The following is a 26,511-nucleotide window of genomic DNA, read 5'->3' as shown; positions in this document are numbered from 1 at the left end:
TTCCGGAAAGGAAAACTATGAAAAACTTGAAAAAACTCATGGAACTGGAGGCAAAGACAGGATATAAATTCCAGGATTTTGATCTGCTCATAAATGCCATGACCCACAGCTCCTTTGCCAATGAACACAGAATTTCCTATGTGGGAAACAATGAGCGTTTGGAGTTTTTGGGAGATGCGGTTCTGGAACTGACATCCAGTGAATTTTTATTTGAAAAACATCCCCAGATGCCGGAAGGGGAACTGACAAAGAAGCGTGCCAGCATGGTCTGTGAGCCTACATTGGCCCTCTGCGCAAGAGAACTGTCGCTGGGGGAATATCTGCTTCTGGGTAAAGGTGAGGAGGCCACAGGAGGCCGCAGGAGAGATTCCATCGTGTCAGATGCCATGGAAGCACTGATCGGTGCCATTTACCTGGATGGCGGTTTTGCTAATGCAAAAGAGTTCGTTCAGAAATTTATCCTGAATGATATTGAGAATAAACAGCTCTTTTATGATAGCAAGACTACACTTCAGGAGATCGTGCAGGGCAGGTACGAGGAGGATGTGCGCTATGTGCTCCTTCGGGAGGAAGGGCCAGACCACAACAAATCCTTTTATATGCAGGCACTTCTGGGAGAAAAGGTGCTGGGAGAGGGCTGCGGCCACACCAAGAAGGCAGCGGAGCAGCAGGCAGCTTACTGCGCCATCAAAAAACTGAAAAACGACAAAGGTGATTTATGTATCTAAAGAGCATTGAAGTGCAGGGATTTAAATCCTTTGCCAACAAGATAACATTTGAATTTCATAACGGAATCACCGGTATTGTAGGGCCAAACGGCAGCGGCAAGAGCAACGTAGGCGATGCCGTCCGCTGGGTACTGGGCGAGCAGAGTGCCAAACAGCTTCGAGGGGGAAATATGCAGGATGTTATCTTCTCCGGTACGGAGACGAGAAAACCCCTGGGATTCGCTTACGTTGCCATTACCCTTGACAACAGCGACCACCAGCTCCCCATCGACTACGAGGAGGTCACCATAGCCAGAAGGCTGTACCGCTCCGGCGAGAGTGAATATCTCATGAACGGCACTTCCTGCCGGCTGAAGGATGTAAATGAGCTGTTCTATGATACCGGTATCGGAAAAGAGGGCTATTCCATCATCGGACAGGGCCAGATCGACAAGATCTTGAGCGGCAAGCCGGAGGAGAGAAGAGAGCTTTTTGACGAGGCCGCCGGAATCGTGAAATTTAAGAGGAGAAAAGCCTCAGCCCTTAAAAAACTGGAGGAGGAACAGCAGAACCTGACCCGTGTCAGCGACATTCTCTCAGAACTCACAAGACAGCTGGCCCCTTTAGAAAGACAGTCTGAGACAGCCAGGATCTATCTAAAGAAAAGAGAGGAATTAAAAGGCCTGGATACCCAGATGTTCCTCTCGGAGATGGAGCGGATCAAAGAGCAGCTCCGTGAGGTGGAGGGAAAATATGGGATCGCCCAAAGCGACCTGGAGGAGACCACCAAAAGCTTTGAAACTACAAAGACTGAGTACGAACAACTGGAAAAAGAACTGGAGGAGCTGGAGGAGAATATCCAGCAGTTCAGGGAGGAATCCACCCAGAAGGCCTTATTGAAACAACAGCTGGAAGGTCAGATCAATGTGTTGAACGAGCAGATCCACGCGGCAAGGCAAAGCGATGAGCAGTACCGGGAGCGGGTAAAGCACCTGGAAGGCGAGATTGCCAGACGCCGGGAGGATGCAGAAAAATACACAGGGGAAAAGAGTGAACTGGACACCAGACTTGCGGAGGCGGAAGCAGCCCAGGAAGGGGCGAAGAAGCAGTTCCGGGATCTGGCCATTGAGATCCACAAACTGGAGGAAAAGATTGAGGAGGACAAAAATGAGATCATAGAGCTCCTCAATATGCGGGCCTCCACAAAGGGAAAGATGCAGCGCTATGACGCTATGATGGAGCAGATTTCCCTGAGAAAGACAGAGTTAAACCAAAAGCTCCTGCGCCTGAAAAGTGAGGCAAGCCAGCAGAGGGATGCCAAAGAACGCTATGAAAAAGAGCAGCAGGAGATAGAGGAGAACATAGAAAAGCTCACCAGACAGAGCAATCACAGCGAGGATGAGATAAAACGCTGTCAGGCGCTGATCTCTAAAGCCGGCAGAGAGCTGGATATGGGACAGACGGCTTATCACAGGGAGGCATCCCGCCTGGAATCCCTGCAGAACATTACGGAGCGCTACGACGGATACGGCAACAGCATCCGCCGTGTCATGGAGCAGAAGAAAAATGTTCCGGGCATCCGGGGTGTTGTGGCGGATTTGATCAAAGTCCAGAAGAATTATGAGACAGCCATCGAGACTGCCCTGGGCGGCAGTATCCAGAACATAGTTACAGACAATGAGAGTACAGCCAAGGAGCTGATCACCTTCCTGAAACGGAACAAATATGGCCGTGCCACGTTCCTGCCTCTTACCAGCATGAAAAATAAAAAGCCCTTTGCCAATGCCGCGGCCTTGAAAGAGCCGGGCGTCATCGGGGTTGCCAGTGAGCTGGTGACTGTGGATGCGGAATATGAAGGGCTTACCAATTACCTGCTGGGCAGAACCCTGGTGGTGGACCATATTGACCACGGTATCGCCATTGCCAGGAAATATCAGTATACCATCCGGATGGTGACCATTGAGGGGGAATCTCTGAATCCAGGCGGTTCCCTGACAGGTGGTGCCTTTAAGAATAACAGCAACCTGCTGGGACGCCGGCGGGAAATCGACGAGCTCAGAAACAGTGTGGAAATGCTGAAAAAGGATTTGGAGGAGAAGCAGGCGGAACTGGACGGTCACCGGGAGAAGAGGAACCACTTCCGCGACGAGGTGGCCCGTCTGGGAGAGCTTCTGCAGGAACAGTACCTGCGGGACAACACAGTGCGCATGAACCTGCAGTCCATGGATGCCAAAAAACAGGAGATCGCAGATGGCTATGAAAGCCTGAAAAAAGAGAATGCAGAGCTGGAAAAACAGGTGGCTGAGATCTCTGAGAACAGTGATTCCATCCGCCTGGAACTGGAGACAAGCGCGGCGCAGGAAAAAGCCCTGGAGGATGCCATCACCATTAACCAGGAAGCTCTGGATGAGAAGAAAAAGCTGGAGACTGCACATTCCAGAAGTCTGGAGCAGGCACATTTGGAAACGGCCAATCTGACGTCAAAGCGAGGATTCCTGGAGGAAAACCTGTCAAGGCTGAAAGAGGAGACGAACAGTCTGAAGGAGCAGATGGAATCGCTGCTTGGAAGTCTTAAAAACGGCAAGGCCGATATGGAGAAAAAAGTCAGGGATATTGAGGAAATACGGCTGACCATTGAAGGCGCCCAGAAGGAGGCGGTGGAGGACGAGGCAAAGATGCAGGAGTACCTTCAGCGCAAGGAAGAGATGAACCGCACGCACAAATCCTTTTTTGACAAGCGGGATGAGCTGTCGGCCAGAATGAATCTCTTAGACAAGGAGTGTTACCGCCTCACCGGTCAGAAGGAAAAGCTGGAGGAAAGCCAGGAGAATCAGGTCAACTATATGTGGGAAGAATACGAGATGACCTACGGCCAGGCACTGGGGCAGGACTTCGGGGAGCTGATGGAGCGTTCGGAGATCAAAAAAGCGCTGGGAAGTGTCAGGGAAGAGATCAAAAAGCTGGGCAATGTAAATGTGAATGCCATTGAGGAGTACAAGGAGCTGTCAGAGCGTCACACCTTCTTAAGCACCCAGCATGCGGATCTGGTACAGGCAGAACAGACACTTCTTGGGATCATAGATGAACTGGACACAGGAATGCGCAATCAGTTTGAGGAGAAATTTTCACAGGTACGCATCGAATTTGACAAAGCGTTCAAAGAGCTGTTCGGCGGTGGAAAAGGTACACTTGAACTGGATGAGGACGCGGATATCCTGGAGGCAGGCATCCGTATCATATCCCAGCCCCCGGGCAAAAAACTGCAGAATATGATGCAGCTCTCCGGCGGTGAGAAAGCCCTGACCGCCATAGCACTGTTGTTTGCCATCCAGAATCTGAAGCCGTCCCCCTTCTGTCTGCTGGATGAGATTGAGGCGGCTCTGGACGATTCCAATGTTACCCGCTACGCAAAATATCTGCACAAGTTGACAAAAAATACACAATTTATTATTATAACACATAGAAGAGGTACCATGACGGCTGCTGACCGTCTGTATGGTATCACTATGCAGGAAAAAGGTGTGTCCACACTTGTTTCTGTTAATCTTATAGAAAATGATTTGGACAAATAGGAGGGCATATGGCAGAGGAAAAAGAAAAAAAAGGCTTTTTTCAGCGCCTGGTGGCGGGACTTTCCAAAACCAGGGCAAATATTGTATCCGGTATAGATTCCATTTTCAGCGGATATTCCAGTATTGATGACGATTTTTATGAAGAGATAGAAGAAATCCTTGTTATGGGTGATCTGGGGATCAATGCAACCACCCATATTGTGGAGGAGTTAAAGGCCCAGGTGGCGGAGAAGAAGATCAAAGACCCTCAGGAGTGCAAACAGCTCCTAATGGAAAGCATCAAATCCCAGATGGCAGTGGGGGAGACTGCGTATGAGTTTGAGCACCGCAAGTCCGTGATACTGGTCATCGGGGTAAACGGTGTGGGTAAGACCACATCGGTGGGCAAGCTGGCAGGCAAGCTGAAAGACCAAGGGAAAAAAGTGATCTTGGCAGCAGCAGACACCTTCCGGGCAGCGGCAGGGGAACAGCTTACCCAGTGGGCGAACCGGGCCGGCGTGGAGCTGATCGGCGGTCAGTCAGGCGCAGACCCTGCAAGTGTGGTCTATGACGCCATTGCGGCGGCAAAAGCCAGAGATGCGGATGTGCTTCTGTGTGACACGGCAGGGCGTCTTCACAATAAGAAAAACCTGATGGAGGAGCTGAGAAAGATTTACCGCATCATTGAGCGGGAATATCCGGAGGCCTATCTGGAGACACTGGTTGTCCTGGACGGCACCACAGGGCAGAATGCCCTTCTGCAGGCCAGACAGTTCAATGAAGTTGCCAATGTGACAGGCATCATATTAACGAAACTGGACGGAACGGCAAAAGGCGGAATTGCAGTGGCAATCGAATCTGAGCTAGACATTCCGGTGAAATATATAGGGGTAGGAGAGAGCATTGACGATTTGCAGAAATTTAATTCCGATGAATTCGTAAACGCGCTTTTCGACATCAAGGAGTAAAGGAGAAAAATTATGCTGACCCTGGAGAAATTTGAAGAAGCGTCGGAAACCGTAAAAAAAGTGACGCAGGACACCAAGCTGGTCTACAGCGACTATTTCAGTGCGCAGACCGGCAACAAAGTTTACTTAAAACCGGAAAATATGCAGGTGACAGGAGCTTATAAGCTCCGCGGCGCCTACTATAAGATCAGCACGCTGTCTGAGGCGGAGCGCGGGAAGGGCCTGATAACAGCCTCAGCGGGCAACCACGCCCAGGGCGTTGCCTACGCGGCAAAAGCATTTGGTGCAAAAGCCGTTATCGTCATGCCTACCACCACACCGCTGATCAAAGTGGAACGTACCAAGAGCTACGGGGCAGAGGTGGTGCTGTACGGAAATGTCTATGATGAAGCCTGTGACTATGCCTATAAGCTGGCGGAGGAGCACGGATACACCTTTATTCACCCCTTCGATGACCCGGCTGTGGCCACGGGACAGGGAACCATTGCCATGGAGATCATCAAGGAGCTGCCGTTGGTGGATTACATTCTGGCACCCATCGGGGGAGGCGGTCTGATCACAGGGGTATCCACTCTGGTGAAGCTTCTGAATCCCAATATCAAGGTGATCGGCGTGGAGCCGGCGGGCGCCAACTGCATGCAGGCATCCTTAAAGGAAGGGGAAGTTGTGACCTTGGACGGCGTAAACACCATTGCGGACGGTACTGCAGTGAAACGCCCCGGAGATCACATTTTCCCTTACATACAGAAAAATGTGGATGAGATCATAACCGTTGAGGACTCGGAACTGATCGTGGCATTTTTGGACATGGTGGAAAATCACAAGATGATCGTGGAGAATTCAGGCCTTCTGACTGTGGCGGCCTTAAAACATCTGAAGTTTACCGGCAAGAAAGTGGTATCCATTTTAAGCGGCGGCAATATGGATGTGATCACCATGGCCTCTGTGGTACAGCTGGGACTGATCGCGCGGGACAGGATCTTTACCGTATCGGTCCTTCTGCCGGATAAGCCGGGTGAACTGGTCCGTGTGGCGTCTGTCATTGCCCAGCAGCAGGGCAATGTGGTGAAACTGGACCACAACCAGTTTATCAGCGCCAACCGTTCCGCTGCCGTGGAGCTTAAGATCACCATCGAGGCATTTGGTACAGACCACAAAAACCAGATCATAAAAGCGCTGGAGGATGAGGGATACCGTCCGAAACAGATAACAGCCAATCTGTAAACAAGTGAATGATATAATAGGCAGAATGCCGGCATTTTGGAACGGAAGATACCAAAATGCCGGTGTTTTTTGTGTTATAAAGAAGCCTTTTGACTTTCAGATCGCCCTCTGGACCTTTCGGTGAGGCAAAAAAATCTTCAGATAGATCTTGATTTAATCATTTAACATATCACAGTTGTAAAATAGACTAAAAATAAGACTGTAAAATTGGTATAATTAGATAAATATTCAATAATTAAGCATAAAACATTGTAAAAACAATGACGAAATGCTATTGTATATTTAAAAGACTGACCGGTTTCATGTCACTGAAAATACCTTGGAAACAAGGCCGCTGTCAAAGAGAGTGTGATATGTATGAAGGAAAAAGAGGGAAACAGTAAGAGAAGTTCCGGAATCAGTAAATCATTGAGACGGTTTTTTGGTGTAGGAGATATGGGTTTTAATTTGATGACCAATATTGAAACCTATTATTTCCAGTTTTTCCTGACGGATGTTGCGAAGTTTGCACTTCCGATCGTAACTTTGATCTCCACAGTGTCCAGTCTTGTGGATGCAGCGCTGTCCTGGGCGTACGGCGCGTTTTTAAATACCATGAAGCCCATGAAATGGGGCAGATACAGGTCATGGCTTGCGGTGATCCCATGGCTTGTTCCGTTTCTCTATGCCTTTCAGTTTATAAAGCTGAATGACGGAGTGGCGGCGGTTGTCATTATCATCATTGCCACGATCACCAGCCATATTGCATGGAACATACCTTTTGTGGCCAATATCTCCATGATCAATATTGCGGCAAAGACGCCGGAAGACAGGATGGCACTTTCCTCCACAAGAGCTGTCTGGGCAACCCTGGGAATGGTACTGTACTCCTATGTAGGTCCCGGAACCGTGGCGATCCTGGCATCTGTAGTGGGTGCAAAAAATTCCTACGGTGCAGCAGCGTTTGTGTTTGGCGTGCTGATGGCAGCAGGTTATTTTGCGCACTTTAAGATGTTTGAAGGATATGAGGAGACCGGTGCGGAGGAGATCGCACGTCTGCAGAAAGAGAAGGCAGCCCGCAAAGAAGCACACGGCAAGAAAGAACATGGTATGATCAAATCGCTCACATCCAACCCGTATCTGCTGGGATTGATCGTAGCGGATCTGACGAAGTATGTCTATTTATTTGTATCAAGCGGGATTGCAGTTTACTATTTTACCTATGTCGCTAAGCAGCCGGGTCTGACAGCCACATTTATCCTGGTCTCCAATCTTCTGGGCGTTGCGGCATCTTACCTTTCAAAGAGTGTAGCGGGAAAGGTATCAGCCAGAAATACCGTAATATATTCTTATATTGCCATGGTAGTGGTATTGGTATTAGGTTTTGTTTTCTACAGCAGTACATGGGCAGTGCTCATATTCGTCAGTATCGCCCAGTTTTTCTGTACCATGACAAACGCCTGTGCGCCTGCACTCTACGCTGACTGTGCTATCTATAGTGAGTATAAGACAGGTGTCAATGCAACCGGGCTGATTATGGGCCTGAGCAATATCCCGCTGAAAATAGGCGTGGTGAGCCGTGGGATCTTGATCAATGCATGTCTTGCAATGGCCGGATTTTCATCAGCGATCGTACAGTCAGGGGAGACGACTGCGAAGCTGGCAAGGGGGATCAGCATGGGATTTACATTGATCCCTGCAGTAGCAATGGTGATCGGTGCAGCCGTTATGGTATTTGGATACCGGCTGACCGGAAAAGCAGTGGAAGGATATTCGGCTGAAATTGAACAGAGAAAGAATAGGGAATAAACAGGTAAAAAACAGATAGAAACAGATAGAAACAGAGGAATAAGGGTGCGGATTGACCGGTAAGTCTAAAAAAGCCCTGCCAATCAGGCAGGGCCGTGAGCCGGCGGAGTCAAAACATCTGACCGCCAAAGCGGAGATGTCTTGGCCCGCCAGGCTCATTTTTTATTTCACTTCTACAAGTTCGTACTCTTTCTGACCGAGACCGATTTTTACACCATGCTCAATGGATGATTCCCAGTTAGTCTCAGGGAAGATGGTGTGGAAGTGGTCGTGATGGGCCTCTTCTTTTTTCAGTTCTCCCAGGCGGCTGTTGGCAATCTCAGGCTGGGCGTTTACTGCATCTGCACAAGCCAGGTCAAGTGCAATGGGGTCAAAGGAGGCAAACATTCCCACATTGGGAACGATCGCTGCGTCGTTTTCCGCATGACAGTCACAGTAGGGAGATACATCGATCACAAGACTGATGTGGAAGCAGGGACGTCCATCCACAACAGCTTTTGTATACTCTGCAATCTTGCAGTTTAAGATGTCATTGGATTCATCCGAAGCCGGCTGTACGGCATCCTTGGGACAGACACCGATACATCTGCCGCAGCCTACACATTTGTCATGGTCAATAAAGGCTTTTTTGTTCTCAAACTGCGGTGCATTATGGGCGCAGACCTTAGCACACTGCTTACAGCCAATACACAAATCCTGATCTACGTGAGGTTTTCCGGCACTGTGCATTTCCATTTTGCCTGCACGGGAACCGCATCCCATACCGATATTTTTCAGTGTACCGCCAAATCCGGTGGCCTCATGGCCTTTAAAATGGGTGAGGGAAATGAAAACGTCCGCATCCATAACTGCTCGGCCGATTTTGGCCTCTTTCACATACTGCCCGCCCTCCACAGGCACCAAAGATTCATCGGTTCCTTTCAGGCCGTCGGCGATCAATACCTGGCAGCCGGTGGTGAGAGGATTAAAGCCGTTTAGATTTGCGCTGTCCAGATGGTCCAGGGCATTTTTTCTGCCGCCTACATACAGGGTGTTACAGTCCGTAAGAAACGGTTTTCCTCCCAATTCTTTTACCACGTCAGCAACGGCCTTTGCGTAGTTTGGGCGAAGAAAGGCCAGGTTTCCGGGTTCTCCGAAATGCATTTTGATGGCAACGTACTTGTCCTCAAAATCAATTTCACCAATACCGGCTGATTTAATCAAACGCTGAAGCTTTGTCAGCAGGTTGTCTCCATTTTTTACACGAAGGTCTGAGTAATATACTTTAGATGCTGTCATTTGTTTCATCCTCCAATCTATGTATTCTGGAGATAATTTTAGCATTTTACGATAAGAGATACAATAGAAAAACTTAAAAATAGCAATATTTGAACAGTTATATGCATATATGTCAATTTCTGACATTTTCAGTTCTGCAAAAGTGTGATAAAATAAATGTAACTGTGAGGGTACTGAACAGTTACAGGCAAAAATCCATGCAGAATCGCCTTTGGCGATGGGATTTTTGCTTGGCCGTGGTACACTTTCTTACGGTCAGCACAGTGAATGCGCAGACCTACTGAATCGTTACAAATAAATAGCGTATGCGAAGGGACTCATGGGACCGGATGGTGCTCCGGCAAACATCCGGCTGATAAAAATATACATAGACAGGAGCAGAAAAATGAGCAGAGAATTATATCTGGAATGTTACTCGGGGATCAGCGGTGATATGACAGTTGCCGCACTTCTTGATCTGGGTGTGGAAGAATCCTATTTAAGGCAGGAACTGGAGAAGCTGCATCTGGACGGCTATGAAATAAAAATATCACGGACAAAGAAAAATCAGATCACTGCAATGGATTTTGACGTGATCCTGACAGAAGAGGGGGAAGGGCATCACCATCACGGAGAGCATGTCCACAGCCATTCCCACAACAGTTTTAAGGAAATCTGTGAGCTGGTCAGCCGGTCGGACTTAAATGCCCATATAAAGGAAATGACCTTAAAGATTTTCCGCGTCATTGCAGAGGCGGAAGCAAAAGTCCACGGTACGCCGGTGGAGGAGGTACATTTTCATGAGGTCGGAGCAGTGGATTCCATTGTGGATATTACGGCCGCAGCCATATGCCTTTACAGGCTGGGATTTGACAGCATAACGGCATCTGAGCTTTGGGAGGGGAAAGGTACCACCTGGTGTCAGCACGGCAGGATCCCGGTACCGGCGCCCGCTGTGCTGGAGATGCTGGCAGAACACAGGGTCCCCGTCAAATTCACACCTGTGGAGGGAGAGATGATCACGCCTACCGGGGCCGGAATTGTGGCGGCACTGTCTGGGAGAAGAAAACTGCCTGACCGCTTTGTGGTGGAAAAGACGGGAACCGGCGCGGGTAAAAAAGACTTTCCCCATGCCAATATTCTGCGCGCTATGATATTGAATACAGAGACAAGGGCCGGGTTTACAGAGCGCAGGATGGACCCGACGGACGCAGAGGCTGCCGGCTGTTTTTCGGGGCAGGCTAAGGAGGCTGATAAAGAAAATACCGGGATCACACAGAACGTGGTATCCGTGTTAGAGACAAATGTGGATGACTGTTCCGGCGAACAACTGGGATATGCCATGGAATGTCTTCTGGATGCCGGCGCACTGGATACCTGCTGTATGCCGGTATATATGAAAAAAAACCGCCCGGCCTACATGCTTCAGGTTATATGCAGACCGGAAGATGAGGAGAAAATGGAAACAGTTCTTTTCCGGGAGACCACAAGTATCGGCCTGAGAAAATACAGGGAAGAGCGGAGTATACTTCCAAGGGAGATCATAACCGTCACACTTTTGGACGGGCAGCAGGTCAGGGTCAAGAAATGCAGCCATCACGGGCAGGAATTCTACTATCCGGAGTACGAGGATGTCAGAGCAGTCAGCAGGGCGGCAAACCGCAATTTCCCGGAGATGTGCAGGGAAGCCGCAGAAGCGGCAGGCAGGAATAAAGACGGAGAGTGAGAATGGAGCAGAAATTTACAGAGAAAGAAGAAACCTTATTTTCTATTATGAAGAAATATACCGGCGAGGACGTATGTATCGCCTTTTCCGGCGGCACGGACAGCAGTCTTCTTCTCAAGGTGGCTGTGGACTGTGCCCAAAAGGACACAAAAATATATGCAGTGACTTTTGACACGGTCCTGCATCCTTCCTGCGACCTGGAAATCGCAAAAGAAGTGGCGAAAGAGATGGGGGCTATCCACCAGGTGATATTTATCAATGAGCTGGAGAATTCGGATATCAGGCACAATCCGGTGGACAGATGCTATCAGTGTAAGAAAATGCTGTTTGAAAATCTGATGGCATTTGCTGAAAAGGTCCACGCAGCGACGGTTCTGGAGGGAACCAATGAAGATGACCTGCATGTATACCGCCCGGGGCTGAAGGCCGTGGGGGAGCTGGGTGTAAAAAGTCCCCTTGCCGAGGCGGGCCTGACAAAACAGGAGGTGAGAAGCCTTGCCCATAAACTGGGAATATCCGTGGCAAACCGTCCGGCTGCCCCCTGTCTGGCCACCAGGCTTCCCTATGGGGCGGATTTGCAGCCGGAACTTTTAAGGATGCTTGAGCGTGGGGAAACTTATCTGAAAGAGGCAGGGTTTTCCGTGGTGAGACTTCGCCTGCATGGAAATGTTGCCAGAATTGAGATTCCCGTATCAGATTTTGCTGCCTTTTTAGCAAAACGGGAGGAAATTACAGAGAAACTAAAAGCGATGGGCTTTTCTTATATCACCCTGGATATGGAAGGATTCCGCAGCGGCAGCATGGATGAGACGCTGCAGGAAAGGAAAGTCGAAAAATAAAATACGGTTCTGCTTGCAGACAGGGAAAAAATGGTATATTATATATTCTATGGAAAAGAAAATATAAAATATCTCTAAAATGAGGGCGTTGTGAAACCGGAAAGTTTCGCAGCACCCTCATTGTGCGTTTGTCCTGCATCCTGCAGTTATGTATCAGGGCAGCATATGAATATGGGAATAATCCAGTCCGGCAAATATTTCATTGGCTTTTTTCTGATTCTGCTGAATGATCACCGGACTTAATCCTGCAATACGGACCGCTATGGTGGGAAGCAAGTCTAAAAGCCGTTGGAAATCGCTGCTTCTTAAATCCACGTCTTTATTTTGTAAGATTAATTCACGTCTTGCACCGTACTCTGCGGTGGCACACCAATAATAAGATTCGGGTGTAATATCCACATGGAAATATTTCAGGATCTCCACCTGTTTTTTTCTGACTGCCTGATGAAATTCGACGGGAACCAAGTCACTCTCATTGACTTCCAGATGGAAACAGAGAATGTGCGGATCACTGAAGATCTGCATCATCATAATATTAGACTGCACCATGTGCGCCTGCAGCTCATTGTCCAGAAGCCCTTCAACCTGACTGGCAATGAAATCCTTTATTTGATGGAGATAATCCATATATATTCGGTTCAGCAACTCTTGTTTTTTAAAATGATAATTGACCAGCCCTACCGGTACAGCGGCTTTTTGGGCTATCATCTGATAAGTGGTCTTTTTGTATCCGTTTTCGTACATCAGCTCCCGCGCAGTCTGATAAATCATTTCCTTTGTCATGATCCCATTGGCATACTGCATGAAATCCCCCCTTATTTTCTGTGTTACGTTTCACTCCGTGACCAGAAATTTTTTACGTTACTGTTTACTCCGTGTCCAGTAACACACTTCGCGATGCACAGATATGGAGCATTCTGTCTCATATCGCGCTGCTGCCTCGGGATTTTCATGCATCCGGCATGAAAACGCCTCCCGGTACAGTGGCCTGTGAACAGTAACCTTTTTACATCTTTTTTACATAATATCACAGATTACGTGGACATTACAACGAAAAACTGTTACAATGAATATTATATAAAATACAATTTATTCAAAATTAATCGGAGAAGGACAAACAGGCGACTGTGCGGAAAAGGAGGATAAGATGGGAGAAAGAAAAGAGAGGCTCGGGGGGTATCTGAAGGTTTCTTACGGCCTTGCGGATTTGGGATTTATCTTTATGGTTACCATGTCGAACACGTATCTGCTCATGTTTTATACAGACGTGGCCGGGATCACGGCGGCAGCAGCCGGGACGCTGATGATGGTTGGAAGGATCATTGACAGCTGCAGCCCGCCGGTCATCGGGGCTGTGATCGAAAAGAGTCATATGAAGTGGGGGAAATACAGGTCCTGGCTGATCATCGGGGCGCCGCTTATTTTTATCACGAATGCGCTCATGTTTCTGAACAACAGTATTTCCATGCCGGCGAAGGCGGTTCTGGCCTGCATTGTCTATGCTGTATTCTGCATTTCCACGAATATTGCTTACACGGGATATACATCCATGAATTCGTCCCTTACCAATGACCAGAAAGAGCGTGTGCAGCTTTCCACTTTCCGGGGACAGGGCAACGCTCTGGGGAAATGTCTGGCAGGATTTCTTCTGATCCCTATGATAACCATGCTGGGCGGGAGCAAGGAGATGAATGCCAGGGGATTTTTTATGTCAGCCATAGCAGCAGGCATAGTATGTGTATTGCTGTACGGAAATCTGGTATATGCTTCAAAGGGAAAAGATATCCGGAGCATTCCCGGGGAAGCGGGTGAAAAAGACAGTTTAAAGACAGGAGAAATGCTGGGGCTGGTTTTCAAGAACAAAAATCTGATGCTGCTGTTTTTAACAGATGTGGCCCGTATTTTAAGTATGCTGGTTATGTACGCCATGTTTCCTTATTTCTTTAAATACGTGGTGCACGATATCAATGGCGCGGCACCGTTTTTCGGGATAGTCAATATCCTGGCCTTTGTGGGAGCCAGCAGTGTGCCCTTTGTCACAAAGTTTTTATCCAAGAGAAACGCATATATCACAGGAAATCTCATACTGGCAGCAGGAATGATCCTGGCTATACTGTTCAGCAGCAGTGTCACAGCCATTATCGCACTTATTTCTGTGGGATACATTGGATACTCCTGGGGAAATGTGGTGAATACATCCATGTATGCTGATACGGTGGATTATGGCGAGTGGAAGACCGGGAAGAATGCCAGGGGCCTCTACTTTTCCATGTTCCAGCTTTCCATTAAGATAGCTGCGGTTTTCAGCACAGCCATTGCCGGTTTTGGCCTGTCCATCGTGGGATATGTGGCGAACACGGAGCCGACACAGCAGGTTATACACGGCATTCGTGTCATTTCCATGGGACTTCCGGCGGGACTTTTGATCCTGGGGGCAGTACTGCTTTTGTTCTATGACCTGAGTCAGAAGAAGATGGATAGGATACGGGAGGAACTGGAAGAGAGGAAAAGTGGAAATTAAATGCTGAGATGCAAAAAAAACAGGCGGATAACAGTTTATTGCTGTTGAGGATGCCTGTGAACGGTTATAACAATCCTGTTTTTTAGAAAAAATCAGAAAGATGTCAAGAAAAAATACTTGACACCATGAAAAAGATGTTGTATGATACACAAGGTGATGATGAGTGGAAAAAATTGTTGAACAGACTTTACTATACGATTTCTATGGTGAGCTCCTAACCGAGCACCAGCGCAGAATATACGAGGATGTAGTGCTGAATGACTATTCTTTGAGCGAGGTAGCCGAAGATTTGGGAATCAGCCGGCAGGGTGTTCACGACAATGTGAAACGCTGCGGTAAGATCCTGCAGGATTACGAGGACAAACTGCATCTGGTGGAGAAGTTTGTGAGTATCAAGGAAAAGATCCACCGCATCCGGGAATTGACCGGACACTGTGAGGCCATGAGCAAACAGGAACTGGTCACAGAAGTGGAACACATTTCCCAGGAAATATTAGAGGAGTTATAGCAGATGGCATTTGAGAGCTTAACCGATAAACTTCAGAATGTATTTAAAAACTTGAGAAAAAAAGGCCGTCTGACCGAAGCTGATGTAAAAGCAGCGCTGAAGGAAGTAAAAATGGCGCTTCTGGAAGCTGATGTAAGCTTCAAGGTGGTAAAGCAATTTATGAAATCCGTTCAGGAGCGGGCAGTAGGTGCTGATGTCATGTCAGGACTGAATCCGGGCCAGATGGTGATCAAGATTGTAAATGAAGAGCTGGTCAATCTGATGGGCAGCGAGACTGCAGAACTGGCATTAAAGCCGGGCGGCGAGATAACAGTCATTATGATGGCCGGTCTCCAGGGTGCAGGTAAAACCACCACAACAGCGAAGCTGGCCGGAAAGCTGAAGTCAAAAGGACGCAAACCTCTCCTCGCAGCATGTGACGTGTACCGTCCGGCAGCCATCACCCAGTTACAGGTGAACGGGGAAAAGCAGGGCGTGGAAGTTTTCTCCATGGGAGATAAACAGAACCCTGTGGATATTGCCAAGGCAGCTTACGAACATGCAAAAAAAGAAAAATTCAATGTTTTGATCTTGGATACTGCAGGCCGTCTTCATATAGATGAAGACATGATGAAAGAGCTTGCAAACATCAAGGAAGCCATCGAAGTGGATCAGACCGTGTTGGTAGTAGATGCCATGACCGGTCAGGACGCGGTAAATGTGGCGGAAACCTTTGGAGAGAAAGTCGGTATTGATGGGGTGATCCTCACCAAATTAGACGGCGATGCCAGAGGCGGTGCAGCGTTATCCATCAAGGCGATCACAGGGAAACCCATTTTATTCGTGGGTATGGGAGAAAAACTATCGGATTTGGAGCAGTTCTATCCGGACCGTATGGCATCCCGTATTCTGGGAATGGGCGATGTAATGAGCCTGATCGAGAAGGCCCAGGCAAACCTGGACGAAGAAAAAGCCAAGGAGATGGAACAGAAATTCCGCAAGAATTCCTTTGGTTTTGACGACTATCTGGAAAGCATGAACCAGATGAAGAATATGGGCGGTTTATCCAGCGTATTGAATATGATACCCGGTATGGGCAGTCAGATGAAAGATATTGACAGCATGGTGGACGAGAAAGATATGGCAAGAAAAGAGGCCATGATCTTATCCATGACACCGAGAGAACGCTCTCATCCGGAGATCCTGAACCCATCCAGAAAGGCGAGGATCGCCAAAGGTGCAGGTGTGGATATGGCGGAAGTCAACCGTCTGGTCAAACAGTTTGAACAGGCCAAGAAAATGATGAAACAGATGCCCGGACTCATGGGCGGTAAAGGTGGTAAAAGAGGAAAATTCAAACTTCCCTTTTAACATATAGAAGAAAAATAAGCCAGGAGGTGAAAGAGATGGCAGTAAAAATCAGATTAAGAAGAATGGGACAGAAAAAAGCTCCTTTCTATAGAATCATCGTTGCAGATTCCAGATCCCCGAGAGATGGTAAATTCATCGAGGAGATTGGAACATACGATCCGAACCAGGATCCCAGCGTTTACAAAGTAGACGAGGAGGCAGCAAAAAAATGGCTGGCTAACGGTGCACAGCCTACAGAAGTTGTTGCTAAAATCTTCAAAGCAGCTGGTATCGAAAAATAGGATTCCGGGAGGTAGCTTGTGATGAAAGAATTAGTAGAAGTAATTGCAAAGTCTCTTGTAGATTATCCGGATGAAGTTGCGGTAACGGAAACAGAAGAGGACAATGCCGTTCTGGTAGAGTTGAAAGTGGCTCCGGCAGACATGGGCAAAGTCATCGGCCGTCAGGGTAGAATTGCCAAGGCAATCCGTACCGTAGTGAAAGCTGCATCTTCCAAAAGCGACAAGAAAGTAGTCGTAGATATTTTACAATAACTGAACCGGCCGCCGAAAGGCGGAATTCCGGCGCAGGTGAGGAATACGACGGATTTTATCCGTTCTGTGTAAGCGGGAGCTGTCGCGGTAAATTTTACTGCACCAGCCCCCTTTTTTTTCATTACAAAGGAAAATGGCCGCGGCTGGCCGTGTCCGGTGTGAGAGTCCATACAGCCGGACTCTTTATTCTGATAACGTGATATCTTTATAATAGGAAGGAATTCGATAATGGAAGACTTATTACAGGCAGGTGTGATCACCACAACCCACGGGATCCGCGGGGAAGTCAAGGTGTTTCCCACCACTGATGATGTGCATAGATTTGAGGACCTGGACAGTGTATTGCTGGATACAGGCAGGGAATATATGGAGCTGGAAATTGAGAATGTCAAGTATTTTAAACAGTATGCGATCCTGAAATTCAAAGGGATTGACAATATCAATGATATAGAGAAATACAAAGGTAGAAGCCTCTATGTGACCAGAGACCAGGCCATTCCTTTGGAGGAGGATGAGTATTATATTGCGGACCTCATCGGACTTGATATATACCTGGAAAACGGGGAAAAGTTTGGCGTACTGAAAGATGTGATGGAGACCGGAGCCAATGATGTTTACATTGTGGAGACGGAGGAAGGGAAAGAGGTGCTGATCCCTGCGATCCATGAATGTGTATTGGATATTGATGTTGAGGAGAACCGGATGGAAATACATCTGATGGACGGGCTTCTGGATTAGACAGCCGATTTGGGTGGAGATGTTACTATTTGTGCTGCCAACAGGCAGCGGAATGGAGAATGCTATGAATTTTCATGTGTTGACCTTATTTCCGGATATGGTGCGGCAGGGGCTGGATACCAGCATAATAGGCCGTGCCATGAAAGAAAAACATATTTCGCTGGAAACTGTCAATATCCGGGACTTTTCCGATAATAAACATAACAGAGTTGATGATTATCCATATGGCGGGGGAGCCGGCATGGTCATGCAGGCAGAGCCGGTCTGCAGGGCCTATGGTTCCGTTGCCGAAAAATCTCTGGCAGCGGGAAAGGGCAGGAAGCCACGCTGTATTTATTTGACGCCTCAGGGGAAGGTCTTTAACCAGACTATGGTGGAGGATTTTGCCCAGGAGGAGGAGCTTATCTTCCTCTGCGGTCATTATGAAGGGATAGATGAGCGGGTTTTAGAAGAGATTGTGACGGATTATGTCTCCATTGGAGATTATGTACTTACCGGCGGGGAACTGGCTTCTATGGTCATGATAGACGCTATCTCGCGGTTTGTGCCAGGTGTATTGAGCAATGAGGAATCCGCCCAGTTTGAATCCATGCAGGATAACCTGCTGGAATATCCTCATTTTACACGGCCTGAGACCTGGCATGACAAGAAAGTGCCAAAAGTTCTGCTGACCGGTGATCATAATAAAATTGAAGCCTGGAGATGGGAACAGTCTCTGAGGCGTACAAAAGAAAGGAGACCGGATCTTATGGAGAAAAACAAGACTTTGACTGTGGCGTATTTCAGTCCCACGGAAGGGACAAAAGGCGCAGCGGAAATCCTGGCAGGTATGCTGTCACAAAATCCGCAGTATCTGGATCTGACCAGAAGGAAACTGAGAAAACAGAAACACAATTTTTCAGAGAAGGATCTGCTGCTTGCGGCAGCGCCCGTGTACGGCGGACAATTGCCAAGGCTGAATGAAGCACTGTTTACAAATCTGCATGGGGAGAATACACCGTGTATTCTTATGGCAGCATACGGAAACCGGCATTATGACAATACACTTGCCCAGATGCGGAAAATACTTGAGGATAGAGGATTTTATTGTATCGGAGCCATTGCGCCGGTCATTCCACATATATATTCCGGGAAGCTGGGCAAGGGGCGGCCGGATGAGTCAGATATACAGGAGTTCCGTAGATTTGCTGTGACAGTGAAAAAACGTCTGGAAGAAGATTTTCATGAACAGATAGAACTTCCCGGGGCTGCTGAACCGGAACCAAAACAGATGAAACCGGTGGCAAAATTCTGGGATGCTGAGAAATGCAGCGGATGTCAGGCATGCGTACAGAAATGTCCCGCAGCAGCCATTGATAAGGAGACTTATGCGGTGGATGAGAGTCTGTGCATCAACTGCATGAGATGTGCAAAAGTCTGTCCCGCCGAGGCCAGGAGTTATGACTGCGGGGATGTTGAGAAATATCTGGAATCCAATTTTATGGAGAGACGGGAAATAGAAAGCTTTTAAGAAAATAAAAGCGCTGGAGGCATAGTGTTGGTACTTTGCTTCCAGTGCTTTTTTATGGAACTTGTCTGCTATTTTCATTTGCTTTACAGTTTAGAATCGGAATAGTCATCCGGAAGGCTGCTGCCGGGTTCTGGGTCTTGGTTAAGCCGATTGATTTGAACCAGACACATTAACAGAATGCCGAACATGGAGCCGACCAGGAACGATACAGCGATAAAAACGATCATACGATAAACCCAGCCCTTCTTTTCATGATTTTTGTGAATACAACGTTCTAATATATATTATATTGCAAATATGGGATGTTTATTCAGTAATAGGAATATTAGACAGATAATCAGGCGGATTTATATTTACAATAAATTTTTTGGAACCGGTAGAAGGAGATGGTTTCGTCTGTGTCCATAAAGAATGCGGCGCTTAGTTCACTGCCTTTAAGTAAGAAGTGATGATGTCAAGTAAATGTGAGAGTTTATCCGGAGGGCAGGTTTCTATCAATGTTTTAATAGAATCTAAATCATTTAGATTTTTTTGTTCACCAAACAACAAATAATCAATATTTATGTGTAAAGCAGATTTGAGTTTACACAAAGTGCTCACGGACATTCCTTTTTGCCCCAGCTCCAGATCATAGCAGAAGCGGGGCGTAATATCTGCCTTTTCCGCCAGTTCTTCCCGTGTATATCCCAGCAGCTCCCGTTGCTGCAAAATCCTTTTTCCTATACTTAGTTTATCTAGTTCATTCATTTTTACATCCTCCGTATATTTTTTAATGGGAAAATATCCCTTTGACTACGATACCAGAAATAAAATGGTTAAAAATGAACTGCAAGGAGATAAAATATGTGCTCAAGGTTCGTTTTCATTACCGCTGTAAGACGATAAAATCTAAGTTACAATTAAATGTTATATTTTTACAGGCACTTTTTATTGGGGTTATTATAGTAGGATACGGAAAGTGCTGTTTTTTATGCGTATGGTCCGTCGAAAGAAATGTATTTTTAAGGTGTAATGTCAAATGCTGGAAGAGATATAAGCATATTATGGCAGGAGGATATCCTTATAATCCTTTAATAATACTTTGATAAAATGTAGAGGAAATATTTTGTTGTGTTCTTTTTATCAATTAAGGAGTGAATATTTATGGACTATAGCAAAAAAAGCCGAAAAACTTAAAGTTATATGGTTATATTTTGGAATTATAAAGAAAAAAAGAAACTAGTTGAGATTATTTTTGGTTAATCTGAAAGCAAATGTACAGAAAAAGATGCAGTTCGTTGCTTGACATAATATGTCAAACACGTTAGAATGTACAGGAACAAAGGAATAAATAAGAGATTATTGGCTGGCGCTCCTTGTTGAAAGCGATTGTTTTCATTTTACTACAGGGTGGAGTGTACAGCTTTTCCTATACGGCTGGATTGAACGTGCAAAGTTTTCGGATAATCGTGTAAAATAATTCTGCCAAATGCTGCAAAAATGCGGCAAAATCATTGAGGGATTTGGGAGTTCATTATGTATCAGAAGAATGGTAGTAGTTGGTTAAAACATTTGGATTTTATCATTTTAGATTTAATCTGTATGGAAGTTTCATTTCTGCTGAGTTATGTCTTTAGAAACGGAAAGATGTTTCGGTTATCCGATGACAATTATCGTGACGTGGAGATCATCTTGCTGTTTATCTTTTTCGTTGTTGTATTTTTCAATGAAAGCTACAGTGGCATTTTGAGGAGAGGCTATTTTAAAGAGTTTGTGGCTGTATTTAAACATGTGACTTATATTATAGCTACCATGCTGGTGTATCTGTTTTTTGTAAAACAATCCTCTACATATTCCCGTGTTATTTTTATCAGCATGTGGGGCATTTATATTGTGCTGTCTTATGTTACAAGGCTGGCTTGGAAACAAAATATTAAGAGAAGAGTCGACAGGCAGGAAGGGAAGCGTTCTCTGCTGCTGGTGACGTCTGCAGATGTGGCCTCTGAAGTTGTGAAAACGATCCTGAGAAATAATTTTGAAAGTTTATACCTGGATGGAATTGCGATCATAGATGTGCAGATGACCGGCAAAAAGATCCTGGGGGTACCTGTTGTTGCGGATAAGGACAGCATGGTTTCTTATATCCAGAAGAACTGGGTGGATGAAGTGTTTTTTAATCCTTCTGAAGAGACGGTTATACCAAATGAGATGATAAAGAGCTGCGCTAGTATGGGCGTGACGATACATATGAAGCTGGCTAAACTGGAAGTGCTGGGAAATAACCAGATTGTTGAGAAGATGGCCGGATATACGGTGCTTTCCAGCAGTATTAAGATGGCTTCACCGAGAGATATGTTTTTGAAAAGAGCTATGGATATTGTTGGGGGATTGGTCGGTGTGCTGATAACAGGGATGCTGACTGTATTTATTGCGCCAATTATTAAGATAAAATCTCCGGGACCGGTGTTCTTTTCGCAGATTCGGGTTGGGAAAAACGGGAAGAAATTTAAAATTTATAAATTCCGCTCTATGTATATGGATGCTGAGGCGCGGAAGAAGGAATTGATGGAGAAGAATAAGATTCAGGATGGACTGATGTTTAAGATGGATAATGACCCCAGGATCATTAAAGGGATTGGGAACTTTATCCGGAAGACGTCTCTGGATGAGTTTCCGCAGTTCTGGAATGTGCTGAAGGGAGATATGAGCCTGGTTGGGACAAGGCCGCCGACTGTGGATGAGTGGGAGAAGTATGAGGTGCATCATAGGAAGAGACTGGCGATCAAGCCGGGGATCACTGGGATGTGGCAGGTTAGTGGGAGAAGTGAGATTACGGATTTTGAGAAGGTTGTGGAGTTGGATACGGAGTATATAACTGAATGGAGTTTGGGGTTGGATTTAAAATTGTTGTGGAGGACTGTTGTGGTTGTTTTTAGAGGGGAGGGGTCGATGTAGTCGCCAAACAATTTAGATAAGTAATAATAATAATTAATTAACAGAGATATATTTGAAAATGTTTTAATTACTAAGAAAGAGAAGTGCTGCAATGGTTAGATGACATATCTTCTATTTTTTATGATATTCAAAAAGATACAAAGTTCCAAAATAAGAACAAGATCACGAAAGTGGTGAGTTTCATTCTACATCAAGTAGTATATGAGGGAGAAATTATTAATTATGGCGGGTAAAAACTCGAAAAGGGATAACATTTTAAAAACTGGCTATAAAAAGAATCTGAGCATTGCTATGTTAGGCCATAAACGAATCCCTTCCAGGGAGGGTGGCATTGAGATTGTCGTAGAGGAATTAGCAACTAGAATGGTTAAACTTGGACATAATGTTACATGTTATAACCGTAAAGGACATCACGTAAGTGGTAAAGAATTTGATTGTGACCAATTAACTGATTATAAAGGCGTTAGGCTTAAATCAGTTTTTACTTTAAATAAAAAGGGACTTGCTGCTATGACAGCGTCAGTTGCAGGTGCATTTTGCGCGGCTTTCGGTAAGTACGATGTAGTGCATTTTCATGCTGAAGGGCCATGTGCTATGTTATGGTTTCCTAAATTGTTCGGAAAGAAATGTATAGCTACTATTCATGGATTAGATCATCAAAGAGCTAAGTGGGGAAAATTCGCAAGTACATATATCATGCTGGGAGAAAAATGTGCAGTAAAATATGCAGATGAAATTATTGTTCTTTCTGAAGGGGTGCAAAATTATTTTATGAAGACATACGGAAGAAAAACCAGATTTATTCCGAATGGAGTTGTGAGACCTCAGATTAGAGAAGCCGATATTATCAAACAAAAGTATGGCCTTGAGAAAGATAGTTATATTTTATTCCTGGGGAGGCTAGTTCCTGAAAAGGGATTAAGATATTTAATCGAAGCATTTAAGAACGTAAAAACAGACAAAAAGCTTGTTATTGCTGGTGGAAGCTCAGATACAGAAGAGTTTACAAATGAACTAAAAAAAATGGCAGAAAATGATAGCAGAATTCTCTTTACTGGGTTTATCCGGGGACAGGAATTGGACGAGGTTTATAGCAACGCATATATTTATACATTGCCTAGTGATCTTGAAGGAATGCCTCTCAGTTTATTGGAAGCAATGAGTTATGGGAATTGCTGTTTGGTTTCCGACATAGAGGAGTGTGCCTCAGTGGTTGAAGATAGGGCTTTAGTATTCAAGAAGTCTGTTGTTACAGAACTTCACAAGAAATTGCAAAGCCTATGTGATGACGAAACAATGGTAGCAGCATATAAAAATAAAGCAGCAGATTTTATATGCAGTAAATATTGTTGGGATGGTGTTGTTGAGAAAACGTTGGAATTATATAGAGGGTGAATAAATGAAATTATTAATGGTAACTTGAGAGTAAAAAGTTTGTAGCACTAAGAAGCTAGTGAATCCCAGTGGTTCCCTGACCCATCCAGCTGTTCCTGAATTATTCGTGTTATGTATAATCCGGGTTTTTGTGCCATAAGGCGAAAAATGTTTTCTCAAATAATATATGAGGGCACTTTCCGATACTCTTTCCCTGGAAGGGGTCCTCTGGTAACGGAGCTGGTCAGAACTGACTGTCCCTATGAAATGGATCGACACGCTCTGCAGGATCCCCATTGCGATACAGGATAGTGCTATGTGCATTTCGGTGGCACGTACCGCTTCCAGGATTTTTTTGCGGGCGTTTCCATCCTTTACCTGTTCCAAGGGTGTTGGGTCACCTTTCTTCTGGTAACAGCTTAACCTTGGCATGTATTTTGAACAGAAACGGTAGCAGAATGCCCCGGTCTGCTGTTTCAGCTCCCGAAAAGTGCATTCGATCCGGAATCTATAGCTCCAGCAGAAGCAGGGAATTTCCAAAGACCCTGGCTGCCTTATAGGCATCCTCCACCATCTGTACAACGTGAGAGGCACAGGGGACAGATGCGTTCTCCAAGCTTCTGGCAGCCTGCAGGCCGTCATGGAGCTGGATGCTCAAAGGGATACACGTCCAGTTACGGACAGTTCCAGCCAGTATACCCAGGCCGCCAAACATATGCCCATGGATATACTCTGGCTTTGCAGAATTTTCAGATTCCTGGAACAGTTTCTTGACGCCCGGCATCCGCCGTCCTTCCTTAGACTGCTTGACCAGGCACCGACAAGGACGTGCAGATCCCCTTCTTTATAAAGTGGTGCGTACTCTCTGACAGCATAAAACCAACGCTGGCGTACCTGCTCCAAAGACCAGGAGGAAGCCCGAAAGAAATGGAGCATAGGAAGGTAACAATCCGAGCCAAGTGCCAGGTCGCGAATGATAGAAGTAACGCCGAGCTTATCGGAACGCAGCATAAGACCGAGTGTAATAGTAATAAACCAGCGGAAAGCAGCTTTGCGTGAGAAACAGGATTCAAAATAACATAAAACATTATATTATCGTATGGTCAGCCGCGAAAAAGTATGGTAAACTCATACACGGAATAGCTTTTTCGATGGCCTTATCTTTCTTAAGTGTGAGAACTTAAAGATATCATAAAACCATACGAAAAGGCTATTCTTTTTATTGAGAACTTTTAACTCTCAAGAATGGTAAGTAATATCCTTTAATCAAGTGCAGATGATGAAACATTCCGGGGGTGGTTAAAGCTACATCAAAATAGTAAATATTGATGATAAGAACATTATTGCTAATAGCTGGGGGTGCTGAAACAGAATGAAAGATACTGATGATAAAATCATCTTTACTTTACTAATGCGGAAAAGAAACAAACATAGCAAAAAATACATTTTAAAAAGGAAAATAATGCGTATCCTCGAAATCAATAATCTCCTCTGACCGAAAGAAGGTAGTGAGATGTACATAGTGAAAAGGCTGTAAAAATGGCGTATTTACGGAATTTTTTAGAAGAATGAAAAGTGGAAACAATCTTTTTTATCTCGTGGCCTTTATTCGGCAACAACAGATGATTTTATCATAAGGATTTTTAGTATCATTACCTGCGTTTGGGGAGAGCACTCTGGTTTATGAATAATACATCAGAACTGCTTTATCTGAATGGGGGATAGGAAACAAAAGAAAACTACAGCACAGAAAAGGGAAAGAGTATGCGTATCTGCGTTATAAATAAATTTTTACACGCCAACGGCGGTAGCGAGACGTACATCTTCAAACTGGGAGAACAGCTTGAGAAGATGGGACATGAGGTTCAGTATTTCGGTATGGATCACAAAGGACGCTGTGTTGGCAACCGGGTCAATGCTTATACAAGTGATATGGACTTTCACGGTGGCAGCAAGTTAAGCAAACTGACCTACCCAATCAAGACAATTTACAGCAAAGAGGCAAGAGTACAGCTGAGAAAAGTTCTGGATGGCTTCCAGCCGGATGTCTGCCACCTGAACAACTTTAACTACCAGCTGACGCCTTCCATGATTTTGGAAATCGTGAAGTGGCGGAAAGAGACCGGATATAAGTGCAAGATCGTTTTCACGGCGCACGACTATCAGCTTGTCTGTCCGAACCATCAGTTAAAGAATCCTATTACACATGAAAATTGCGAGAAATGCCTCGGCGGTCATTTTATGAACTGTGTGAAGGGAAAATGTGTTCACGGATCTACGGCGAAGTCTATCGTTGGTATGATGGAGGCTGAGTTCTGGAAATGGAACGGAGCTTACAAGTATATTGACAAAATCATTTGTTGCTCTGAGTTCCTGAGAACCAAGATGGACACGAATCCGTTGTTTGCAACCAAGACGATTGCAATGCACAACTTTGTGGAAGAGGTAGAGCCTAAAGAAGTTGAGAAGCAAGACTACGTTCTCTATTTTGGGCGTTTCTCAGAAGAAAAGGGCATCAACACACTGGTTGAGACCTGCAATCTGCTACCAGATATTCAGTTTATTTTCGCTGGCTCCGGTCCGTTGGAGGAAAAGGTTGAACAGTTGAAAAATGTTAAGAATGTTGGTTTCCAGACTGGCGAGGCATTGGACACATTGATTCGAGAAGCGAAGTTTTCCATCTGCCCTTCGGAGGTATATGAGAACTGTCCGTTCTCTGTTATGGAAAGTCAGCAGCGTGGAACGCCTGTCATTGGTGCAAACATCGGTGGCATTCCAGAGCTGATTACAGACGGTGTGGACGGTCGTTTGTTTACAAGTAGAGATTCCAAACAGCTGGCATCTATTATTAAGGAACTTTGGAACAATCCAATAGAAACCGATCATTATGCAAAGGCATGCCTAAACCTTGATCGAGATGACCTTGAAGCTTATTGTAACAAGCTTATTCCGATTTATCTGGGGGGGGGGTAATTCTCTGTAA

General features: G+C 45.8%; 21 protein-coding genes and 1 pseudogene. 18 read left to right on the top strand and 4 right to left on the bottom strand.

Features of this window, described 5'->3' with window-relative positions; all coding sequences use genetic code 11:
* Positions 1 to 17 precede the first annotated feature (17 nt).
* From rnc to C6P39_RS25640, 5 genes are all read left to right on the top strand, one after another.
* The gene (rnc, locus tag C6P39_RS25660; protein WP_104805638.1) at positions 18 to 728 is read left to right on the top strand and encodes a ribonuclease III; all 711 of its coding nucleotides are present in this window, start codon (positions 18 to 20) and stop codon (positions 726 to 728) included.
* Entirely contained in the window at positions 719 to 4,279 is a 3,561-nt protein-coding gene (gene smc / locus C6P39_RS25655) for a chromosome segregation protein SMC (RefSeq protein ID WP_104805637.1), read from the top strand. Before rnc ends, smc begins: the two co-directional genes overlap by 10 nt.
* 8 nt (positions 4,280 to 4,287) lie before the next feature.
* The gene (gene ftsY / locus C6P39_RS25650) at positions 4,288 to 5,226 is read left to right on the top strand and encodes a signal recognition particle-docking protein FtsY (RefSeq protein WP_095172677.1); all 939 of its coding nucleotides are present in this window, start codon (positions 4,288 to 4,290) and stop codon (positions 5,224 to 5,226) included.
* Between the two features lie 12 nt (positions 5,227 to 5,238).
* Positions 5,239 to 6,450, top strand: a complete 1,212-nt coding sequence (gene ilvA / locus C6P39_RS25645) for a threonine ammonia-lyase (protein ID WP_104805636.1) — start codon at positions 5,239 to 5,241, stop codon at positions 6,448 to 6,450.
* A gap of 357 nt (positions 6,451 to 6,807) precedes the next feature.
* The gene (locus C6P39_RS25640) at positions 6,808 to 8,238 is read left to right on the top strand and encodes an MFS transporter (protein WP_095172679.1); all 1,431 of its coding nucleotides are present in this window, start codon (positions 6,808 to 6,810) and stop codon (positions 8,236 to 8,238) included.
* Between the two features lie 162 nt (positions 8,239 to 8,400).
* Here the strand turns inward: C6P39_RS25640 and C6P39_RS25635 are convergent, their stop codons facing one another.
* Complete coding sequence (locus tag C6P39_RS25635; RefSeq protein ID WP_104805635.1) at positions 8,401 to 9,516, bottom strand: DUF362 domain-containing protein; 1,116 nt, start codon at positions 9,514 to 9,516, stop codon at positions 8,401 to 8,403.
* A gap of 385 nt (positions 9,517 to 9,901) precedes the next feature.
* Between C6P39_RS25635 and larC the strand changes: the two genes are divergently transcribed.
* Both larC and larE read left to right on the top strand, forming a co-directional pair.
* A complete protein-coding gene (larC, locus tag C6P39_RS25630) occupies positions 9,902 to 11,221 on the top strand; it encodes a nickel pincer cofactor biosynthesis protein LarC (RefSeq protein WP_158661695.1) in 1,320 nt (439 codons plus the stop codon).
* Positions 11,222 to 11,223: 2 nt separating this feature from the next.
* Positions 11,224 to 12,060, top strand: coding sequence for an ATP-dependent sacrificial sulfur transferase LarE (gene larE / locus C6P39_RS25625; RefSeq protein WP_104805633.1), 837 nt, complete (start codon positions 11,224 to 11,226; stop codon positions 12,058 to 12,060).
* Between the two features lie 153 nt (positions 12,061 to 12,213).
* On the opposite strand, the gene C6P39_RS25620 is transcribed toward larE, so the two are convergent.
* A complete protein-coding gene (locus C6P39_RS25620; RefSeq protein WP_104805632.1) occupies positions 12,214 to 12,864 on the bottom strand; it encodes a TetR/AcrR family transcriptional regulator in 651 nt (216 codons plus the stop codon).
* A gap of 343 nt (positions 12,865 to 13,207) precedes the next feature.
* Between C6P39_RS25620 and C6P39_RS25615 the strand changes: the two genes are divergently transcribed.
* The 8 genes and pseudogenes from C6P39_RS25615 (at position 13,208) to C6P39_RS28810 (ending at position 19,220) form a co-directional block, all read left to right on the top strand.
* Positions 13,208 to 14,581, top strand: coding sequence for an MFS transporter (locus C6P39_RS25615; RefSeq protein ID WP_104805631.1), 1,374 nt, complete (start codon positions 13,208 to 13,210; stop codon positions 14,579 to 14,581).
* A 163-nt stretch (positions 14,582 to 14,744) separates the two neighbouring features.
* On the top strand, positions 14,745 to 15,089 hold the full coding sequence (ylxM, locus tag C6P39_RS25610; protein ID WP_095172685.1) for a YlxM family DNA-binding protein: 345 nt from the start codon (positions 14,745 to 14,747) through the stop codon (positions 15,087 to 15,089).
* A 3-nt stretch (positions 15,090 to 15,092) separates the two neighbouring features.
* A complete protein-coding gene (ffh, locus tag C6P39_RS25605) occupies positions 15,093 to 16,439 on the top strand; it encodes a signal recognition particle protein (protein WP_104805630.1) in 1,347 nt (448 codons plus the stop codon).
* A 35-nt stretch (positions 16,440 to 16,474) separates the two neighbouring features.
* Positions 16,475 to 16,720, top strand: coding sequence for a 30S ribosomal protein S16 (gene rpsP, locus C6P39_RS25600; RefSeq protein ID WP_095172687.1), 246 nt, complete (start codon positions 16,475 to 16,477; stop codon positions 16,718 to 16,720).
* A 21-nt stretch (positions 16,721 to 16,741) separates the two neighbouring features.
* Entirely contained in the window at positions 16,742 to 16,972 is a 231-nt protein-coding gene (locus C6P39_RS25595) for a KH domain-containing protein (RefSeq protein WP_018597481.1), read from the top strand.
* A 228-nt stretch (positions 16,973 to 17,200) separates the two neighbouring features.
* Entirely contained in the window at positions 17,201 to 17,710 is a 510-nt protein-coding gene (gene rimM / locus C6P39_RS25590; RefSeq protein WP_095173243.1) for a ribosome maturation factor RimM, read from the top strand.
* Positions 17,711 to 17,774: 64 nt separating this feature from the next.
* Positions 17,775 to 18,467, top strand: a pseudogene (trmD, locus tag C6P39_RS28815) (tRNA (guanosine(37)-N1)-methyltransferase TrmD); the annotation flags it as partial.
* Positions 18,459 to 19,220: a 4Fe-4S binding protein gene (locus tag C6P39_RS28810; RefSeq protein WP_408608525.1), complete on the top strand. Its 762-nt coding sequence runs from the start codon at positions 18,459 to 18,461 to the stop codon at positions 19,218 to 19,220. The pseudogene trmD and the gene C6P39_RS28810, both read left to right, overlap by 9 nt.
* Positions 19,221 to 19,640: 420 nt before the next feature.
* Here the strand turns inward: C6P39_RS28810 and C6P39_RS25580 are convergent, their stop codons facing one another.
* Entirely contained in the window at positions 19,641 to 19,967 is a 327-nt protein-coding gene (locus tag C6P39_RS25580; RefSeq protein WP_104805629.1) for a helix-turn-helix domain-containing protein, read from the bottom strand.
* Positions 19,968 to 20,735: 768 nt separating this feature from the next.
* Between C6P39_RS25580 and C6P39_RS25575 the strand changes: the two genes are divergently transcribed.
* Positions 20,736 to 22,154, top strand: coding sequence for a sugar transferase (locus tag C6P39_RS25575; RefSeq protein ID WP_104805628.1), 1,419 nt, complete (start codon positions 20,736 to 20,738; stop codon positions 22,152 to 22,154).
* Between the two features lie 222 nt (positions 22,155 to 22,376).
* Positions 22,377 to 23,549: a glycosyltransferase family 4 protein gene (locus C6P39_RS25570; protein WP_330407127.1), complete on the top strand. Its 1,173-nt coding sequence runs from the start codon at positions 22,377 to 22,379 to the stop codon at positions 23,547 to 23,549.
* Positions 23,550 to 24,036: 487 nt separating this feature from the next.
* Here the strand turns inward: C6P39_RS25570 and C6P39_RS28850 are convergent, their stop codons facing one another.
* Positions 24,037 to 24,312 carry a hypothetical protein gene (locus C6P39_RS28850; protein WP_330407126.1) on the bottom strand — a complete coding sequence of 92 codons (276 nt, stop codon included), beginning with the start codon at positions 24,310 to 24,312 and terminating at the stop codon, positions 24,037 to 24,039.
* A gap of 980 nt (positions 24,313 to 25,292) precedes the next feature.
* On the opposite strand from C6P39_RS28850, the gene C6P39_RS25560 reads away from it, so the two are divergent.
* Complete coding sequence (locus tag C6P39_RS25560) at positions 25,293 to 26,501, top strand: glycosyltransferase family 4 protein (protein ID WP_104805627.1); 1,209 nt, start codon at positions 25,293 to 25,295, stop codon at positions 26,499 to 26,501.
* Positions 26,502 to 26,511: the final 10 nt, after the last annotated feature.

The sequence above is a fragment of the Blautia marasmi genome, assembly GCF_900258535.1.
Classification (GTDB): Bacteria; Bacillota; Clostridia; order Lachnospirales; family Lachnospiraceae; genus Blautia; species Blautia hominis.
The sequence above is the reverse complement of the archived record's forward strand: the minus strand, read 5'-3'. Positions and strand labels throughout refer to the sequence as shown.